Source organism: Pseudoalteromonas luteoviolacea H33-S, from assembly GCF_001625695.1.
Lineage (GTDB): Bacteria > Pseudomonadota > Gammaproteobacteria > Enterobacterales > Alteromonadaceae > Pseudoalteromonas > Pseudoalteromonas luteoviolacea_B.
Genome location: NZ_AUXY01000134.1, coordinates 1 through 1,101, shown reverse-complemented (window position 1 = coordinate 1,101; position 1,101 = coordinate 1). Strand labels below are relative to the sequence as shown.

The 1,101-nt window shown below is 40.9% G+C and carries 1 protein-coding gene; it reads right to left on the bottom strand.

Translation table 11 applies throughout. The features are described from left to right. Nucleotides 1-13: 13 nt before the first annotated feature. Nucleotides 14-980 (bottom strand): IS630 family transposase gene (locus tag N477_RS25830; protein ID WP_155732035.1). Its coding sequence is split into 2 segments (ribosomal slippage): nt 14-580 and nt 582-980, totalling 966 coding nucleotides; the frame shifts between segments, so codons are not numbered across the junction. Nucleotides 981-1,101 lie beyond the last annotated feature (121 nt).

Below are 1,101 nucleotides of genomic sequence, written 5' to 3'. Positions count from 1 at the left end.
TTCCGCATAAAGATTAAATCAGCTTTATCCATTCACGACTGCACATTTTCTTAACTCGTTCAGGTATTGAAATAAATTGATTCCAAGCTTTTGAAACTTCGTCAACTATTTCTACATAGCCCGAAAATATTCTATTGGATAAGCAATGTTGCCTTATCCAGCTCCATACTTGTTCTATTGGATTTAACTCAGGTGAGTAAGGGGGAAGCTTTATTAGCGTTAAGTTGCTGAATTCTGACGCAGTATCATGTGTATGCCAGCCTGCGCCATCTATTATCACTACTGCATGCCTACCAATTGGTGTAGCTTGTGATATTTGACGCATGTGCTGCGTCATCGCTTCTTTATTTACGAATGGACTTACTAGCGCTTCTGTTTGGCCCGTGGCAGGACATACTGCACCAAATAAATACCCGTATTCAAACTGTTGTTGTTTCACAATCCTTGGCCGAGTACCCGTCTTAGCCCAAATGCGTGTAGTCGGATTTTGCTGGCCAAATCGAGCTTCATCCTGAAACCATACGTCGATACGATCAAGAGGTAAGTGTCCTGGTGTGTGAAGGATCGTTTCCAGTTGGAAGTTTTTTAAAAGCTTCTTGGCTTTGTAATGACTGCTTAGGGTGTTTTGAACGACTTGTGATCCAACTAAAGCCAAGCTGCTTTAGTATTTTATAGACATGATTTAAGTGGTAATGAACACCAAATTCACTGCTAATGTAATGCACAATGTCCTCACCGGTTAGACGGCCACCTTGAAGCTCCGTGTTTGTGCGTTTAATAAATTCAGACAGTTGATCAAGCTGAGACTGTTGCAGTCTGGATGGACGTCCTTGAATAGGCTTATTGTCTAAGCCATCGAGCCCATGCTCTAGGTAACTAGAGACCCATTTATTAACACTACTCCGTGCTATATTAAGGCGTTTTGCAATGTCGGTTCTGCTATTACCTTCATAAAATAATGACACGGCAAGTAATCGCATACGTTTACGTGCGTTGGGTTCTTTTCGAGAAAGCGCTAAAAGCTGTTCAGATATACTTGGGTTCAACGTTATTTAGTCTGTAATTTTATATGCTCTATATTAGATCAGATATTTAAGCGGA